The organism is Enterobacter cloacae complex sp. SHL020, assembly GCF_049236945.1.
Taxonomy (GTDB): Bacteria; Pseudomonadota; Gammaproteobacteria; order Enterobacterales; family Enterobacteriaceae; genus Enterobacter; species Enterobacter dykesii.
The window spans coordinates 377,555-393,454 of sequence record NZ_JBMKJF010000004.1 but is presented as its reverse complement, the minus strand read 5'-3'; the positions used below and the strand labels follow the sequence as shown (position 1 = coordinate 393,454).

The 15,900-nt window shown below is 56.0% G+C and carries 14 protein-coding genes; 6 read left to right on the top strand and 8 right to left on the bottom strand.

Features of this window, described 5'->3' with window-relative positions:
- Positions 1-56: 56 nt before the first annotated feature.
- The 5 genes from ACOTZB_RS13375 to ACOTZB_RS13355 all read left to right on the top strand — a co-directional run bounded on the left by ACOTZB_RS13375 (position 57) and on the right by ACOTZB_RS13355 (position 4,514).
- Positions 57-452, top strand: a complete 396-nt coding sequence (locus ACOTZB_RS13375) for a CidA/LrgA family protein (protein ID WP_023312463.1) — start codon at positions 57-59, stop codon at positions 450-452.
- Complete coding sequence (locus ACOTZB_RS13370; RefSeq protein ID WP_248237889.1) at positions 449-1,144, top strand: CidB/LrgB family autolysis modulator; 696 nt, start codon at positions 449-451, stop codon at positions 1,142-1,144. Before ACOTZB_RS13375 ends, ACOTZB_RS13370 begins: the two co-directional genes overlap by 4 nt.
- 129 nt (positions 1,145-1,273) lie before the next feature.
- Complete coding sequence (gene cdd / locus ACOTZB_RS13365) at positions 1,274-2,158, top strand: cytidine deaminase (RefSeq protein ID WP_421627370.1); 885 nt, start codon at positions 1,274-1,276, stop codon at positions 2,156-2,158.
- Positions 2,159-2,284: 126 nt separating this feature from the next.
- Entirely contained in the window at positions 2,285-3,001 is a 717-nt protein-coding gene (gene sanA / locus ACOTZB_RS13360) for an outer membrane permeability protein SanA (protein WP_008500918.1), read from the top strand.
- 124 nt (positions 3,002-3,125) lie between these two features.
- Positions 3,126-4,514 carry a glutamine synthetase family protein gene (locus ACOTZB_RS13355; protein ID WP_421627448.1) on the top strand — a complete coding sequence of 463 codons (1,389 nt, stop codon included), beginning with the start codon at positions 3,126-3,128 and terminating at the stop codon, positions 4,512-4,514.
- 49 nt (positions 4,515-4,563) lie between these two features.
- Here ACOTZB_RS13355 and mglC read toward each other — a convergent pair whose 3' ends face one another.
- The 7 genes from mglC to ACOTZB_RS13320 all read right to left on the bottom strand — a co-directional run bounded on the left by mglC (position 4,564) and on the right by ACOTZB_RS13320 (position 12,758).
- Entirely contained in the window at positions 4,564-5,574 is a 1,011-nt protein-coding gene (mglC, locus tag ACOTZB_RS13350) for a galactose/methyl galactoside ABC transporter permease MglC (RefSeq protein ID WP_013097952.1), read from the bottom strand.
- 15 nt (positions 5,575-5,589) lie between these two features.
- Positions 5,590-7,110 (bottom strand): galactose/methyl galactoside ABC transporter ATP-binding protein MglA, encoded by a 1,521-nt coding sequence (mglA, locus tag ACOTZB_RS13345; RefSeq protein WP_023312467.1) that lies wholly within the window; start codon positions 7,108-7,110, stop codon positions 5,590-5,592.
- 79 nt (positions 7,111-7,189) lie between these two features.
- A complete protein-coding gene (mglB, locus tag ACOTZB_RS13340) occupies positions 7,190-8,188 on the bottom strand; it encodes a galactose/glucose ABC transporter substrate-binding protein MglB (protein WP_023312468.1) in 999 nt (332 codons plus the stop codon).
- A 295-nt stretch (positions 8,189-8,483) separates the two neighbouring features.
- Positions 8,484-9,506 (bottom strand): HTH-type transcriptional regulator GalS, encoded by a 1,023-nt coding sequence (gene galS, locus ACOTZB_RS13335; protein WP_029740403.1) that lies wholly within the window; start codon positions 9,504-9,506, stop codon positions 8,484-8,486.
- 155 nt (positions 9,507-9,661) lie between these two features.
- The gene (yeiB, locus tag ACOTZB_RS13330) at positions 9,662-10,819 is read right to left on the bottom strand and encodes a DUF418 domain-containing protein YeiB (protein ID WP_421627368.1); all 1,158 of its coding nucleotides are present in this window, start codon (positions 10,817-10,819) and stop codon (positions 9,662-9,664) included.
- Between the two features lie 19 nt (positions 10,820-10,838).
- Complete coding sequence (gene folE, locus ACOTZB_RS13325) at positions 10,839-11,507, bottom strand: GTP cyclohydrolase I FolE (RefSeq protein ID WP_047652518.1); 669 nt, start codon at positions 11,505-11,507, stop codon at positions 10,839-10,841.
- A 102-nt stretch (positions 11,508-11,609) separates the two neighbouring features.
- Positions 11,610-12,758: a YbfB/YjiJ family MFS transporter gene (locus ACOTZB_RS13320; RefSeq protein WP_421627367.1), complete on the bottom strand. Its 1,149-nt coding sequence runs from the start codon at positions 12,756-12,758 to the stop codon at positions 11,610-11,612.
- A gap of 138 nt (positions 12,759-12,896) precedes the next feature.
- On the opposite strand from ACOTZB_RS13320, the gene fghA reads away from it, so the two are divergent.
- Positions 12,897-13,724 carry an S-formylglutathione hydrolase gene (gene fghA / locus ACOTZB_RS13315; protein WP_421627366.1) on the top strand — a complete coding sequence of 276 codons (828 nt, stop codon included), beginning with the start codon at positions 12,897-12,899 and terminating at the stop codon, positions 13,722-13,724.
- 111 nt (positions 13,725-13,835) lie between these two features.
- On the opposite strand, the gene cirA is transcribed toward fghA, so the two are convergent.
- Positions 13,836-15,806 carry a catecholate siderophore receptor CirA gene (gene cirA, locus ACOTZB_RS13310; RefSeq protein ID WP_421627365.1) on the bottom strand — a complete coding sequence of 657 codons (1,971 nt, stop codon included), beginning with the start codon at positions 15,804-15,806 and terminating at the stop codon, positions 13,836-13,838.
- Positions 15,807-15,900 lie beyond the last annotated feature (94 nt).

The window sequence follows — 15,900 nt, the reverse complement described above, 5'->3', positions numbered from 1 at the left end:
TGGCACATTTTTGAGTTTAATTGTATGATGAATGCGTTTCAGCAAGGACTATCACCATGAGCAAATCATTGAACATTATCTGGCAATATCTGCGCGCATTCGTCCTGATATACGCCTGCCTGTATGCCGGGATTTTCATCGCGTCGCTGCTGCCGATTGTCATTCCCGGCAGCATTATCGGCATGCTGATCCTCTTTGTTTTGCTGGCGCTGCAAATCCTGCCCGCAAAATGGGTCAATCCCGGCTGCTTCGTCCTTATTCGCTATATGGCGCTGCTTTTCGTGCCTATCGGCGTCGGGGTTATGCAGTATTTTGATTTGCTCAAGGCCCAGTTCGGCCCGATTGTGGTCTCCTGCGCGGTCAGTACGCTGGTGGTTTTCCTGGTGGTGAGCTGGAGTTCGCATCTGGTGCATGGCGAACGTAACGTGGTCGGGGAGAAAACAAAAAAATGATGGCCAATATCTGGTGGTCGCTGCCGTTAACCCTGGCGGTATTCTTCGCCGCGCGCAAGCTTGCCGCACGTTTCAAAATGCCGTTGCTGAACCCGCTGCTGGTGGCAATGGTGGTGATTATTCCGTTCCTGCTGCTCACCGGCATTCCTTACGAACGCTACTTTGCCGGCAGCAAAATCTTAAACGACCTGCTGCAGCCTGCGGTTGTGGCGCTCGCCTTTCCTTTATATGAACAGCTGCACCAGATCCGCGCCCGCTGGAAATCCATCATTACCATCTGTTTTGTGGGCAGCCTGGTGGCGATGATCACCGGCACGTCGGTAGCGCTGTTGATGGGGGCCTCGCCGCAGATTGCCGCCTCTATCCTGCCTAAATCGGTGACCACGCCTATCGCGATGGCGGTTGGCGGCAGCCTCGGCGGTATTCCGGCCATCAGCGCGATGTGCGTCATTTTCGTCGGTATTCTCGGTGCGGTGTTTGGTCACACCCTGCTGAACGGGATGCGTATTCACACTAAAGCGGCACGGGGACTGTCGATGGGAACCGCTTCCCACGCCCTGGGCACTGCCCGCTGCGCGGAGCTGGATTATCAGGAAGGAGCTTTTAGCTCCTTGGCGCTGGTGATCTGCGGGATTATCACCTCCCTGCTGGCCCCGTTCATTTTCCCGCTGATTCTGGCGGTGATAGGCTAAAATTTGCGATGCGTCGCGCAAATTTCATTTTGATTTCATAAGTTGCATACATAATGAGAAGTGGATCACATATAAAGCCCTGACGGCTCCGTAAACTACCGATCCATTAACCTTTATGAGGCAAACGCCATGCACCCACGTTTTCAAGCTGCTTTCGCCCAGCTTGCAGAGAATTTGCAGTCAGCCCTTGCTCCCGTTCTGGCAGATGCGCACTTCCCCGCCCTGCTGACCGCGGAGCAGGTCACGATGCTGAAACAGGCAACGGGACTGGACGAAGACGCGCTGGCTTTCGCACTGCTTCCTCTGGCTGCCGCCTGCGCGCGGGCCGATCTCTCCCACTTTAACGTCGGGGCCATTGCGCGCGGCGTCAGCGGCACCTGGTACTTCGGCGGCAACATGGAGTTCCTGGGCGCAACCATGCAGCAAACGGTTCACGCCGAGCAGAGCGCCATCAGCCACGCCTGGCTGCGCGGTGAAAAAGCCCTGAGCGCGATTACCGTGAACTACACCCCCTGCGGGCACTGCCGCCAGTTTATGAACGAGCTGAACAGCGGGCTGCAGCTGCGCATCAATCTGCCAGGCCGCGCGCCGTACACGCTGGGCGATTATCTGCCTGACGCCTTTGGCCCGAAAGATCTGGAGATCAAAACGCTGCTGATGGACGATCAGGACCACGGTTACGCCCTGTCCGGCGATGACCTGAGCCAGGCGGCCATTCGGGCGGCGAATAAAAGCCACACGCCATACAGCAAGTCGCCGAGCGGCGTGGCGCTGCAGTGCCGTGATGGCCGAATCTTTAGCGGCAGCTATGCGGAAAACGCCGCGTTTAACCCAACGCTGCCGCCGCTGCAGGGCGCACTCAACCTGCTGAGCCTGAACGGCTATGATTATCCTGACATTCAGCGCGCCATTCTGGCAGAAAAAGCCGATGCGCCGCTGATCCAGTGGGATGCCACTGCCGCAACGCTCAAAGCGTTAGGCTGCACGACGATTGACCGCGTACTGCTGGCGTAATCCTTCCGGCGGGCAGAAATGCCTGCCCGTTTGCTGAAAAACCCCTCAGTTGAGCTGCTGTTTCTTGCGCTAACCAGGCGGGTAAAGTAGCCTGAGTTAAATTTCATCCACGAACGAGCCATCTCCATGTTAAAGCGCGTTTTTTACAGCCTGTCTGTCCTGGTCGGCATACTGCTGTTGATCGTGCTCGGTCTCGACCGCTGGATGAGCTGGAAAACCGCCCCCTACATCTTTGATGACCTGCAGGACCTGCCCTATCGTCAGGTCGGCGTGGTGCTCGGCACCGCCAAGTATTACCGCACCGGCGTCATCAACCAGTATTACCGTTACCGCATTCAGGGCGCGCTGAACGCCTACAACAGCGGCAAGGTGAACTACCTGCTGCTGAGCGGCGATAACGCACTGCAAAGCTACAATGAACCGGTGACGATGCGGAAGGATCTGATTGCTGCGGGCGTGGATCCTGCAGATATCGTGCTCGATTACGCCGGGTTCCGCACCCTGGACTCGATCGTGCGCACGCGCAAAGTCTTCGACACCAACGACTTCATCATCATTACCCAGCGCTTCCACTGCGAGCGCGCGCTGTTTATCGCCCTGCATATGGGCATTCAGGCGCAGTGTTACGCGGTGCCGTCGCCAAAAGATATGCTGAGCGTGCGCGTCCGCGAGTTCGGCGCGCGTTTTGGTGCCCTGGCAGATCTGTATATCTTCAAACGCGAACCGCGCTTTTTAGGCCCGCTGGTGCCCATTCCGGCGATGCACGAAGTGCCGGAAGACGCGCAGGGTTACCCGGCCGTCACGCCCGAGCAGCTGCTGGATATGCAGAAAAAAGAGAAATAACAGGGCCGCCTTTATACTTTCTTTACGCCGGGCCTGACGCTTTTTATCCCCCCTTTACGTCGGCTCTTTTAAGCTGAGTTCACTGCCGCTACGGCTTCATTGAAGAATGACTATGAACTCAATAATGAATGCGTTTTTCCTCAAAAGTCTCCGTCCGTATTTTAACTTTCCCGGTTTATCACTTCCCGGCGCACTCAATTCCGGTCTCTGGCTTGATGAAAAAATTGACGCCCTGCAGCACAACATTTCAGTGGAAGTGGCAGATTATCTGGAACGTTACCCGCAGACGAAACATGTAGACGTTTACCTGAACGATATCAACGGCACGATGCGCGGCAAGCGTCTGTCGGTGGAGAGCATGCTGAGCCTGGAAAAAGGCTGTTATTTTCCCCTTTCCGTCTACTCGATGGATCAGAAAGGAAAAATCGCCGCCCCGCTTCACGATGAACCGGACCGACTCTGCGTTCCTGTCGCCGGCTCCCTGCGCCCCTGCCCGCAGGATCCGCAGCATAACGCGCAGATCCTGCTGACGATGAAAGACAGCGACGACACCCCCTGCCCGCTTGAGCCGCGCGTGATACTGCAGAACGTGCTGGCCCGCTTCCACCAGCATGGCCTCTTCCCGGTGATTGCCCCGGAAATCGAGTTCTATCTGACGGGGCATGACGATCGGGATCCGCAAAATCAGGGCTGCTTTCATATGGATACTACGACGGCCCATGCGGCACTGTTTGACGAGCTGGAACAGCTGGCGCACCTTCAGCGCATCCCGCTGTGCGGGATCGTGGCGGAAGCCGAGTCCGGTCAGTACGAATTAAACCTGAAGCACAGCCATCGCGTCGTTGAGGTCTGCGATAACGTGCTGGCGCTTCGTCGCCTGACCCGTTACGTCGCCGAAAAGCACGGCCTGCAGGCCAACTTTATGGCTAAGCCTTTCAGCCAGCTGTCCGGCAGCGGTTTGCACTTCCATTTCAGCCTGAACAATCGTCACGGCGAAAACGTCTTTGCTTCACCTGAGAACGCGCTTAACAGCATGATGCGTTTGTGCATCGCGGGGCAGCTGGCGCTGATGCCCGCCTCTGTCGCCATTCTTGCGCCGGGCGTTAACGCGTTTCGTCGCCTGCGTAAAAACCTGACGGAGCCCGTCTTTAACTCCTGGGGCTATAACACCCGCTCCGCCGCATTGCGTATTCCCTGCTCGGATGACCGCAACCGTCGTATCGAGTACCGGCTGGCCGGGGCCGATGCCAATCCGTATCTGGTGGCGGCCACGATCCTGACCGGCATGCTTTACGGGCTGGAAAACACCGACGAGCAGGATTTGCCCGAACCGCAGCACGATCAACCCGAGCTGCCGCTGTTTCAGCAGGAGGCGATTGAGACCTTTGCCCGCTGTCAATATCTCACCGACAGCCTGGGCGACGCCTTTTCCGAACAGTGGGTCGCCTGCAAGCTGTCTGAACTCGACTGGTTTGAGCGCATTGTGACCCGAGAGGAGTCGCATCTGGCGTAGGGCATAAAAAAGCCCGCTCGGTGAGCGGGCCGGATAACGCGAGGAGCAATTACTTCTTACGCGCGTACTTCAGTGAATCCAGCGCGACCGCGAAGATAATGATGGCGCCTTTGATGATGTACTGCCAGTAAGGGTTCACGCCGATATAGGTCAAGCCGTAGTTGATGACGGTGAAGATGATCACACCGGTCACCACGCCCAGCACCGTACCCACGCCGCCGCTGAAGGAGACGCCGCCCACCACGCAGGCTGCGATCGCATCCAGCTCGTACATGAAGCCAAGGTTGTTGGTGGCAGAGCCGATACGGCCCGCTTCCAGCATCCCGCCGAAGGCGTAGAACACACCGGACAGCGCATAAATCATCAGCAGGTTCAGGGCAACGTTTACGCCGGAGACTTTCGCCGCTTCAGGGTTACCGCCGATGGCGAAGATGTTTTTACCAAAGCGCGTTTTGTTCCACAGGATCCAGACGAAGGCCACCGCAATCAGCGCATAGAAGGTGATATAAGACAGGCGGAAGCTGCCCAGCGCGATGAACCCTTGCGTAAAGGTCGAGAAGCCGCTGTCAAAGCCCGAGATTGGCGAAGCACCCACGAAGTCGTAGTACAGGGAGTTGATACCGTAAACGATGATCATCGTACCCAGGGTGGTGATAAACGGCGTCACGTTCAGGTAGGCGATAATGATACCGTTGATCAGACCAATCACCGCACCGATGGCGCAGACAATCAGGATCACCACGAAAATCGGCATGGTGGCCATTTCCGGGAAGACCTTGTTGGCGTTTTCCATCGACTGCAGCAGGGTTGCCGCGATAACCGCCGCCAGACCCACCTGGCGACCGGCAGAAAGGTCCGTCCCCTGGGTCACGATCAGGCCCGCCACGCCCAGCGCAATGATAATACGCACGGAGGACTGGGTCAGAATATTACTCAGGTTCAGCAGGCTTAAGAACGTAGGGTCCTGGAAAATGATGATAGCCAGCAGTACTAAAAGAACAACGTAAATACCGCCTTCTTTCAGGTAAGTGAGAAAACTTTTTTTATTTAACGCACTCATGAGGAGCCCCTGATCTTAAAGGTGCAAAGACGCAAGACGCAAAATTTCGTTTTGCGTTGTCGTTTTGGTGTCAACAATACCGGCAACGAGACCATTGCTCATAACCAGAATACGATCCGTGATCCCTAACAATTCCGGCATTTCGGAAGAAATAATAATGATCCCTTTATTCTTTTTCGCCAGCTCGGCAATCAGCTGATAAATTTCAAACTTCGCGCCGACGTCAATACCGCGGGTCGGTTCATCCAGCATCAGAATTTCTGGCTGGGTTAATAACCAACGTCCGATAATGACTTTCTGCTGGTTACCGCCTGACAGCGAACCAATTTGGGTGCGGTGTCCCGGCGTTTTCACGCGCATGGAGTCAATAACCCATTGGGTATCGCTCTTCATGCGGGAGTTATCCAGCAGTCCGACTTTGTTTTTGTAATTGCGAATGTTAGAAATTAACGAGTTAAAGTTAATATCCAGATAGGCATAAATACCGGTCGAACGACGCTCTTCCGTCACCAGCGCAAAACCATTATTAATGGCTTCGTTGGCGTTGTGGTTGTTAATTTTCTTACCGTGCAGCGTAATAGTGCCTTCGGCTTTCTCACGGATACCGAACAGGGTTTCCACGATATCGGTACGTTTTGCGCCGACCAGACCGGCAATCCCCAGGATTTCGCCCTTGTGCAGGTCGAAGGAGACATCACGAATAGACGGCTGACGTAACGAGGTCAGATTGCGCACTTCCAGGATCACTTCGCCCGGCTTGTTTTCTTTGTCCGGGAAGCGCTGGTTCAGGGAACGACCCACCATCATGGCGATGATCTTGTCCATGTCCAGCCCTTCCAGCGGCTGCGTGGCAATCCACTGACCGTCGCGCAGGATGGTAATCTCATCGCACAGCTGGAAGATTTCTTCCATTTTGTGGGAAATATATACGATGCCGCAGCCGCGATCTTTGAGCTTACGAATAATGGTAAAAAGGTGATTAACCTCTTTTTCCGTTAATGACGATGTCGGTTCGTCCATGATGACAATTTTCGCATCGTAGGAGAACGCTTTGGCGATTTCGATCATCTGCATCTGGGAGACGGATAATGTTCCCACGCGAGCGCGCGGATCGATATCAATATCCAGCTCGTCAAAAATCGCTTTGGTGTCGCGATACATTTTGTCCTGATCGACAAAGACACCCTTGGTTGGATAACGCCCCAACCACATGTTATCCATGACTGAACGCTGCAGCACCAGGTTTAATTCCTGGTGAACCATCGAGATACCGTTTTCCAGTGCTTCTTTCGCTGAATGGAAATCGATCTCTTTCCCCTGAAAAAGAATGCTGCCAGAATCTTTTTGATAGATCCCAAAAAGACATTTTAATAATGTTGATTTACCCGCACCGTTCTCCCCCATCAGGGCATGAATAGAGTGAGGACGAACTTTTAAATTAACATTATCGAGTGCCTTAACGCCGGGAAATGACTTGTTGATACCGCTCATTTCCAACAGGTATTCACCGGATGACTGAGTATTTGTGCTGACCATAATTATACCTTGTTGGCCTCGCATATCGCGTTATAAAAGGGCGCAACGAATTGCGCCCAGTGGAGACAGTACCGCTAACTTATTTACCGATAAACTCAGCCAGGTTGGACTGGTCTACGCCCACGTAAGGTACGCGAACGATTTTGTTTTCAATTTTCCAGCTGGTGCCATCAGCCGCGCCTTTGCCATCGGCCAGGTTTTTCGCCAGATCGAAGGTCGCTTTCGCCTGGTTGTTGGCATCGTTCAGAACGGTACCGGCCATCGCACCGGATTTAACCAGCGCCAGCGCTTCTGGCAGTGCATCTACGCCGAACACAGGAATGGAGGATTTGTTGTGTGCTTTCAGCGCTTCTACCGCACCCATTGCCATCGCATCGTTGTTCGCGATAACCACTTCGATTTTGTTCGCGTTAGGGCCGGACAGCCACGCGTCCATCTTATCTTTCGCCTGAGCGGTATCCCACATCGCGGTATCTAACGCCAGCTGCTGGGTTTTCAGACCCTTGTCGTTCAGCTCTTTGATAACGTAGGTGGTACGGGCTTCAGCATCCGGATGGCCTGGTTCGCCTTTCAGCAGCACGAACTGAATCTGACCGTCTTTGTTCAGATCCCAGTTCGGGTTCGCCGCCCAGTGTTTGGCGATCAGATCGCCCTGAATAATACCGGACTCTTTGGAGTCGGTACCGACGTAATACGCTTTGTCGTAGCTATCCAGCGCCTTACGGGAAGGTTCTTTGTTGAAGAAGACGATTGGCACGTTCTGGCCGCGCGCTTTTTCAATAACCGTGCCTGCTGCAGCCGGGTCAACCAGGTTGATGGCCAGGGCTTTCACGCCTTTCGCCAGCAGAACGTCGATCTGGTCGTTCTGTTTGGACTGGTCGTTCTGGGAGTCGTTCATCAGCAGCTGAACGTCTGGCGCTGCTTTCGCATCTTTCTCAATCGCTTTACGCACAACAGACATGAAGTTGTCGTCGTATTTATAGATGGTCACACCAATACGGGTATCCGCAGCGTGCGCTGCTGCACCAAAAAGCATGCTTGCCATTACGGCAGACAGGGTCAACACCTTCTTATTCATGGTATCTCCGGTTTTTTTTATGCAGGGTAGTTCTTGTGAATAACGATCGGCGGGCAGGTGTTAATAAAACGTTACTGACAGCCGAAGTTCACTTATAAAATTTCTATCTTCCGTGTTCGGTAACGCTCCAGAAATGCGTTTTATTCGTTGTTTGCAGCACGTTGGCTATAGTGAAAGTGAATAATCACCGTTACATAGCGTTTCAGCTCCTAAAACGCTGACATCATAGTCAGCGCCTTGTTAAGATACTGTGAATTTACTCACAGATTGAAAACGGTTACATCAGCTCATGTAATCAGTTAGTGATCGGAACCACAATTTGCCGGGCCGCTACGGAGTGCCGACGCACTAAAGTCGGCATGAAACAGTGCGTTGCGCCCGGATCCAGCAGCCCTGCCGCCCCCTGTAACGCCAGCTCAGTCGCCAGTTTCGCCATAGAGGCAATGGGGTAACGCACCGTTGTCAGCTGCGGGTCGGTGTAACGGGCAATCGGGATATCATCAAAACCAATGAGTGATAAATGCTGTGGCACCGCAATGCCGTTATCTTTCAGCGCCGTCAGGGCCCCTGCCGCCATGCTGTCGTTATAGGCAAACACCGCAGTAAGCTGCAGGTTGCGCCCCAGCAGCTCCACCATTGCCGCCTCGCCGCCCTGCATGTCCGGCGTACCGGTGCCCGTCCAGCTTTCTGACGGCGTAATGCCATGCTCTTTCAGGGCGTTTTGCCACCCCTCGCGCCGCAGGTCGTCATCTTCAATATGATGACTGGAGGCCAGATAACCGATCCGCTGATGCCCGTTGTTGATGAGCATTTTCGTCGCCATCATGGCGCCGCTGACGTTATCCAGCCCGACGCAGCGATGGGCATAGCCGGGGACAATGCGGTTGATCAGCACCATGCCCGGGATCTGATCCATAAAGCCGGTTAGCTCTTCATCGCTCAAGGCTTTTGAGTGGACAATCAAGGCGTTACAGCGCTGGCGGATCAGCACTTCGATGGCATGGCGCTCCTTTTCCGCCTCATGATAGCTATTGCCGATCAGGACATATTTCTGATGCTGCTGGGCGACCACGTCGACCGCTTTGACCAGCGCGCCGAAAAAGGCATCCGATACATCCATCACCACCACGCCAATGGTGTCGCTGACCTGCGTCGCAAGCGCCTGGGCATTGGCATTTGGCCGATACCCGAGCTGGGTCACGGCTTTCATTACGGTTTCACGGGTTTCAGGGCTGACCAGCGCGCTATTGTTCAGCACGCGTGAGACGGTAGCCACAGAAACGCCCGCCTGACGGGCGACGTCACGAATGGTGATCATATTCACCATCCTTCAAAGGATTGCAGCAACTCACAGACACCCCCTGTGTTTAGCAAGGTGGCTATTTTGGCAGCGAGAGAAAGGGGACTACGTGAAGAAGCTCACACTCATGAAAACGCTTACATCCGTTTTGTTAATGATTGTGATCCAGATCGTTATCTGGATGTGTTTTTCAATGATACCCCTGAAGCACGTGCGGTTAAATGACGCCACACCCACTCCAGCGGTCCCTGGCGGAAATAGCGTAGCCAGAGCACAGAAAACGCCAGGTTTACTACCCAGACCGGAATAACAAACGCCAGCAGCGTGAGGCGGTCGAATTTCATAAATAGGCCAAAACGGTAGAACAGCGTGGTGCAGAGAAGCGTTTGCAGGAGGTAATTGCTCAACGCCATGCGGCCCATGCAGGCGATAGCGCTGACGATCCACAGGCGGGAAAGCGTTGGCCAGAAGCCATAGATCAGCGCCGCGTAGCCGATGGTCTGGAACGGCGCACTCAGTTCGCGCGGCACCTGGAGCAGGAACGCGCACCAGCGGTAATCCCAGTGGATGTGCCACTGCGTGATTATCGCCGGAAGGTTAATCAGCACGCCGATCAGCACCAGCCCGACACCCGTTCGTCGATAGTGACGCAGGCTGAACTCCCCTTTCAGCCAGCCGGTGCGCATCAGTGACGCCCCCATCAGCATCATGCCCGCCAGCTGCCAGCCGTATTGCGCCCCCAGCGCAAGGAGGTTATCCCCCAGCATATCCGCGCGGTTGCTTATCGCTTCCGTACCGCCCTTCAGCTTCCAGTACTGTTCGTACTGCAGGTTAGCGGCATCCGGGATCCAGGAACGGTTTGTCGCCTCGCCGGAGATCATCCCCAGCAGCAGCAATACAGCAAGCCCCATGACATAGAGCATCACGCCGGTGTTAAACAGGCTTTTTACGCTGTGCGCATCGCGAATCAGACGCCAGCAAATGAGCCCGACTAACCCATACGCGAGAAGAATATCGCCGTCCCAGAAGAACAGGCCGTGGATAAAGCCGAGGAGAACCAGCAGCGTCAGGCGCGACTGGATCCAGCGCGTACCGCGTTTGAGAAGGAGTTGCAGACCTGCGCCAAACAGCAGGGCAAAGAGCGTGAGGAATTTAACCTGCGCGAAGAGATCGAGGACAGCCCAGGTCCAGGCATCGCTGAGGGTGATGTCGCCATACCAGGCAGGATTGAGATAAGCCGCCTTCGGCAGACCGAAGGCGCTGATATTAAGCAGCAGGATACCGAGAATGGCGACGCCGCGAACAAAATCGAGCGTGACGTTTCGCTCCATGGTTCCTGCCCTGTAAGACTTAGTTGTGGTGACGTACGGCGCGCAGGAACTCCTGGCGGGTATTCTGGCTCGATTTAAACAGGCCGCCCAGCGACGTGGTGGTCGTTGCACTGGTCGCATCACGCACGCCGCGCGCCTTCACGCAGTAGTGAACCGCGTCGATAGAGACGGCCACGTTACTGGTACCCAGCAGCGTTTGCAGCGCGGTCAGGATCTGCTGCGTCAGACGCTCCTGCACCTGCGGACGCTGAGCAAAGAACTGTACGATGCGGTTGATCTTCGACAGGCCAATTACCGTATCTTTTGGGATATACGCCACGGTCGCTTTACCGTCGATGGTCACGAAGTGGTGTTCGCAGGTGCTGGTCAGCGTGATATCGCGTACCGTCACCATCTCGTCCACTTTCATCTTGTTTTCAATGACGGTGATTTTCGGGAAGTTGGCGTAATCCAGCCCGGAGAAAATTTCGTCGACGTACATTTTCGCGATGCGGTGCGGCGTCTCCATCAGACTGTCGTCACTCAGATCGAGATTCAGCAGCTCCATGATCTCGGTCATATGACCGGCAATCAGACGCTTGCGGGTTTCATTGTCCAAATCCTGTACGGGCGGACGCAGTGGCGTTTCAAGACCGCGCGCAACCAGGGCTTCATGGACCAGGGCAGCTTCTTTACTGAGTGATGACATTTTGTTCTCCTGCAGGTGTGGCGTCTTTTGCCCTCGTTGTGGCAAAAGTATGCGCTCATTGTGCGTGAGGCGGCGCACATAATCCAGTATTCACGACGATAATTATTGCAATTGCTGTTGCCTTTCAGCGTGACGATTCCAGACCAGCGCTCCGCCGACGAACAGCGCAACGCCCGCCAGCCCCAGCGCGGGCTCCAGCCGGTGGGTAAGCCAGGTTGATAACGCCGAGGTGACCGGGCCAATTAATTGACCAATCGCATACCCGGTGGTGAGCAGGCCTGCCATATAGCGCGTGTGGTTTGGCGCCAGCTCGCGGCCGTATAAAAGAGAGAGCTGCACGGCACACAAAAAGCCGCCGCCCACCAGCAGCCCGCCCGTCAGCAAACCGCCAATCCCCGGCAGCAGCCAGGCCGCCAGCACGCCAGCCCCCTGTAAACACAGTACGATAGCCAGCCTGCGGTTAGCCGTTGAGGTATGTCGTAAAAGGATACTGAGCGCAATCCCCACCACGGCGGCGAGACCAAAAATCGGCCAGACAAACTGGGCAAACAGGCTGCCGGGAAAACGCACCGCCGCCATTTGCGACAGGAATGTCGCCGGGAGGATATAGCCAAACCCGGCCAGGCTGTAGCTCCAGACCAGGCGCTTTAAATCCGCCGTCAGCACCAGCGGCTCCGGCGCGGTGCCGGGGCGATGGAGCTGCCCGGATCGCGGCAGGTAGCGCGCCACCAGCGCAATCAGCACCAGCGCCAGCACGCCGTAGATTTGCCATGCCGCACTGGCCGAAAGGGATTTCGCATGGATATAGACGGCGAGAAGCCCGCTCAGGGCAATGCCCGCCCCCGGTCCGGCAAACACGGCGGCGCTCAGGCCCGGTTTACCCAGCTGCCCCAGCCGTTCGTTGGTCCAGGCGGCAACGAGTACCATCGACCAGCCGCTCATGCAGCCAATCACGAAGCGCAGCAGGCCGTGCGCAACGGCGTTATCCGCCGCCGCGGAGAGCAGCGTCAGCGCAACCGCGCCGGTGATGCCAAGCCAGAGGCGCGTTTCAACAAAGCGGTGCGCGCGCATCGCATCCCATGCGCCCACCAGATAGCCCAGATAATTCATCGCCGCCACCAGACCCGCGCTGGTCAGCGTAAGCTGTCCGGCAGCAATCATCAGCGGCACCTGAGGCGTAAAGGCAAAGCGCCCTATCCCCATCGCTACCACCAGAACGACAAACCCACTGAGCGCAATACGCAGCGCCATGACCGCTCCAATTGTTAAAGAAAAGTAAATTTATGATGCAGCATCTCGCCGTCTGGCGAAAGTGAAAGTTACTCACAGGTCAATGAAAAGGCTGTATTATGGTTTTTATGAATACGCATTCTCATTAAGGAGCCCTGCATGGAACTGCTCGAAGAGCACCGTTGTTTTGAAGGTCGACAGCAGCGCTGGCGGCATGACTCCACCGTTCTGAACTGTGCGATGACGTTCAGCATTTTCCTGCCGCCGACGGAAAATCCGCCGGTTGTGTTCTGGCTTTCAGGCCTGACCTGCAACGACGAAAACTTCACCACCAAAGCGGGCGCGCAGCGACTTGCCGCCGAGCTGGGCATTGCGCTGGTGATGCCTGATACCAGCCCGCGTGGCGATGATGTGGCCGACGATGCAGGATACGACCTGGGCAAAGGCGCCGGGTTTTATCTCAATGCGACCGAGCAGCCCTGGGCTGGCCACTACCGCATGTATGACTACATTCGCGACGAGCTGCCCGCGCTGATTCAGTCCGGGTTTGCGGTAAGCGACCGCTGCGCCATCAGCGGACACTCCATGGGCGGACACGGGGCTCTCATCATGGCGCTAAAAAATCCGGGGAAATACGTCAGCGTGTCGGCATTTGCGCCAATTGTGAACCCAGCGCAGGTGCCGTGGGGGCAGAAAGCCTTCACGAACTATCTGGGTGAAGATGAAGCGAAATGGCAGGAATGGGACAGCTGTGCGCTGATGCTGGCCAGCAACTCAGCAAATGCGATCCCGATGCTTATCGATCAGGGCGATGCGGATCAGTTCCTCGCCGGGCAGCTACAGCCTGCGGTGCTCGCCGAAGCGGCACGCCAGAAAGACTGGCCGCTGACGCTGCGCATCCAGCCGGGGTATGACCACAGCTATTACTTCATCGCGTCCTTTATTGAGGATCATCTCCGCTTCCATGCGGAGCATTTGTTTGGGTAAGTGCGGGTGCGAGCGCTCTGATGCCCTCACCCTGGCCCTCTCCCACAGTGAGAGGGAACAAACGCTAAAAACGGCAACTTACGTTGCCGTTTTGCTTTTACCCTGTCCGCATCAGAACTTGTAATCCACGCCCACAAAGTAGCGACGGCCGTCTTCCGTATAGCTGTAATCGTCGCGGCTCAGATCTTTGTCCAGCAAGTTCTGCACGCCCGCGCGCAGCTTCACGCTTTTCGTCGCCTGCCACGCGGCGCCGGTATTCCAGATGACATAGCCACCCGGGGTTGCTGCACTGCTGGTCAGCGCGCGTTTCTCGCCGGTGTAGTTGCCCTGAACGTAGAACGACCAGTCCTGCGTCGCCTTCCAGTCAACGGTACCGTTGGCGGTGTGGAACGGCAGATCGGACAACGGCTTGTTGCCGCCGTTGCTGATATCGCGACCGTCGTTGTAGGTGTAGTTCAGGGTGAGCTTCCAGTCGTCCGCCAGCGGGAGCTTCAGCTCGGTCTCCACACCGCGGATACGCGCCTTGTTAACGTTGTAGTAGCGGAAAATCGGTTCACCGTCCGCATTCAGGCCAACGTAGTTAGGGTAACCCTGCGCCTGTTTCGCATTGGCCGTACGGCTGATGCTGATGCGGTCATCCACATTATTCTGGAAGGTGGTGACGCTGGCCTGCACGCCCTCTAACCAGCCCTCTTCCCCGCTGTAGTAAAGACCGAATTCGAAGCTCTCGCTGGTTTCCGGTTTCAGATCCGGGTTACCGACAATCTCACAGGCACCGCGACACGAGCCGGTGACCCAGTCCGGGCTCAGCTGGAGCAGCGACGGCGCTTTAAACGCGGTGGCCCAGCCCCCTTTCACCGTTACGGTATCGGTCGCGTTGTAAACCAGATAGGCTCGCGGACTCCAGTGATCGCCGTAGGTATCATGGTCGTCCATACGGATGCCGGTGGTCAGCGCCAGAGGTTCAAAGAGACGCCATTCATCTTCAAGGAAGAGGGCATACTGGCTTGTCGAGGTACTGCTGCTGGAACCGCCCGTCAGGTTGACCGGATCTTTCAGCTTATCGTGACGCCATTCCCCGCCGAAGGTCAGCAGCTGGTTGATTTCGCCCAGCGGCAGCACGTATTTTCCGTCCACCGCGTTGCTCTCGGAGGTGATCGGATTGCTGTTGCCGGGGTTTTTGTTATCCACCTTTTCGCCGTAAACCTTCAGCTCGCTGTTGCCGACGCCCCAGCGCCCGTTGTGGCTGAGAGAGTAGTTCTGGCGTTCAAGGCGGTTTTTGTCGAGGGAATCCGAGTCGCGATCCTGACGGTCGAAACCGTAGCCCGCAGTAAAGTCGTGATTTTCAGACGGTGTCCAGGCGAACTCCACATTCGCATCGCGGCTGGTGAAGCCCTCAATGCGCGGCGTTTCACCGCTCGCCGTGGTGGAGGATTTCTGCTGACCGTCTTTCTCACGCTTCGCGAGGCTACCGTAGGCTTTCAGCCCCAGCAGGCCGTCCACCAGCGGGCCGCTGGTATAGAACTGACCGTTGTAGGTGTCTCCACGATCGCGGTGTTCCTGAATTGTAGAATCGGCACTCAGGGTGCCCGTCCATTTCTGGCCGATTTTTTTGGTGATAATGTTCACTACGCCGCCCAGCGCATCGGATCCGTAAAGAGAAGACATCGGCCCGCGCACCACTTCGATGCGTTCGATGGCGTCAACCGGCACCCAGTTGAGGTCGAAATCATTATGGCGGAATACCGCGTTACGCGAGTTAACGCGCTTGCCGTCGATCAGGATCAGCGTATAGCTGCTGTCCAGTCCACGAATACTTACCCCTTTACGGTTGTCCCCTTCGCTCGTGAGCTGAACGCCCGGCACCTCCCGTAACACATCTTTCAGATTCTGAACGGGTTTGCGCTGCAAATCTTCCTGGGTAATCACGCTGATGCTTGCCGGCGCGTCTTTCAGGTTTTGCTCGGTCGCGGAGGCCGTGACAACCATTGTGTCGCCGGATTCCGCTGCGATAACAGGCATGGCCAGGGACATTGCGGACGCACAAAGTCCTCCCCTGACGAAGGGATTCAACCTAAACATTCCATATCTCCATGAGGTAAATACAACTAAATCAAATCATCATTGCTCACAGCGTCTTCCTTGCCGCCCACGTCTGCGGTGGGTCGGTGACACG